Source organism: Streptomyces sp. NPDC056480, from assembly GCF_042795405.1.
Classification (GTDB): Bacteria; Actinomycetota; Actinomycetes; order Streptomycetales; family Streptomycetaceae; genus Streptomyces.
Map to the genome: position 1 here is coordinate 1,960 of NZ_JBHTSA010000226.1, position 1,752 is coordinate 3,711.

Annotated in this window: 1 rRNA gene (only partly in view); it reads left to right on the plus strand. The window is 57.4% G+C overall.

Annotation, left to right across the window (positions count from 1 at the left end):
- Positions 1-57 precede the first annotated feature (57 nt).
- A 23S ribosomal RNA gene (locus tag ACFQ79_RS40210) occupies positions 58-1,752 on the plus strand; it runs 1,491 nt beyond the window's last position.

Sequence of the window (1,752 nt, forward strand, 5' to 3'; positions counted from 1 at the left end):
GGGGTGATGGGTGGCTGGTCGTTGCTTGAGAACTACACAGTGGACGCGAGCATCTGTGGCCAAGTTTTTAAGGGCGCACGGTGGATGCCTTGGCACCAGGAACCGATGAAGGACGTGGGAGGCCACGATAGTCCCCGGGGAGCCGTCAACCAGGCTTTGATCCGGGGGTTTCCGAATGGGGAAACCCGGCAGTCGTCATGGGCTGTCACCCATGCCTGAACACATAGGGCATGTGGAGGGAACGAGGGGAAGTGAAACATCTCAGTACCCTCAGGAAGAGAAAACAACCGTGATTCCGGGAGTAGTGGCGAGCGAAACCGGATGAGGCCAAACCGTATGCGTGTGATACCCGGCAGGGGTTGCGCATGCGGGGTTGTGGGATCTCTCTTTCACAGTCTGCCGGCTGTGAGACGAGTCAGAAACCGTTGATGTAGGCGAAGGACATGCGAAAGGTCCGGCGTAGAGGGTAAGACCCCCGTAGCTGAAACATTAACGGCTCGTTTGAGAGACACCCAAGTAGCACGGGGCCCGAGAAATCCCGTGTGAATCTGGCGGGACCACCCGCTAAGCCTAAATATTCCCTGGTGACCGATAGCGGATAGTACCGTGAGGGAATGGTGAAAAGTACCGCGGGAGCGGAGTGAAATAGTACCTGAAACCGTGTGCCTACAAGCCGTGGGAGCGTCGGATACAGCTTGCTGTATCTCGTGACTGCGTGCCTTTTGAAGAATGAGCCTGCGAGTTTGCGGTGCGTTGCGAGGTTAACCCGTGTGGGGAAGCCGTAGCGAAAGCGAGTCCGAATAGGGCGATTCAGTAGCGCGCTCAAGACCCGAAGCGGAGTGATCTAGCCATGGGCAGGTTGAAGCGGAGGTAAGACTTCGTGGAGGACCGAACCCACCAGGGTTGAAAACCTGGGGGATGACCTGTGGTTAGGGGTGAAAGGCCAATCAAACTCCGTGATAGCTGGTTCTCCCCGAAATGCATTTAGGTGCAGCGTCGTGTGTTTCTTGCCGGAGGTAGAGCACTGGATAGGCGATGGGCCCTACCGGGTTACTGACCTTAGCCAAACTCCGAATGCCGGTAAGTGAGAGCACGGCAGTGAGACTGTGGGGGATAAGCTCCATGGTCGAGAGGGAAACAGCCCAGAGCATCGACTAAGGCCCCTAAGCGTACGCTAAGTGGGAAAGGATGTGGAGTCGCAGAGACAACCAGGAGGTTGGCTTAGAAGCAGCCACCCTTGAAAGAGTGCGTAATAGCTCACTGGTCAAGTGATTCCGCGCCGACAATGTAGCGGGGCTCAAGCGTACCGCCGAAGTCGTGTCATTGCAGCAATAGGGCCAACGCCCGCTGTGATGGGTAGGGGAGCGTCGTGTGCCGGGTGAAGCAGCCGCGGAAGCGAGTTGTGGACGGTTCACGAGTGAGAATGCAGGCATGAGTAGCGATACACACGTGAGAAACGTGTGCGCCGATTGACTAAGGGTTCCTGGGTCAAGCTGATCTGCCCAGGGTAAGTCGGGACCTAAGGCGAGGCCGACAGGCGTAGTCGATGGACAACCGGTTGATATTCCGGTACCCGCTTTGAAACGCCCAATATCGAGCCCATTAATGCTAAGGCCGTGAAGCCGTTCCGGACCCTTCGGGGAAAGGAAAGTGGTGGAGCCGCTGACCCAAGGTGGTAGTAGGTAAGCGATGGGGTGACGCAGGAAGGTAGTCCAACCCGGGCGGTGGTAGTCCCGGGGTAAGGGTGTAGGG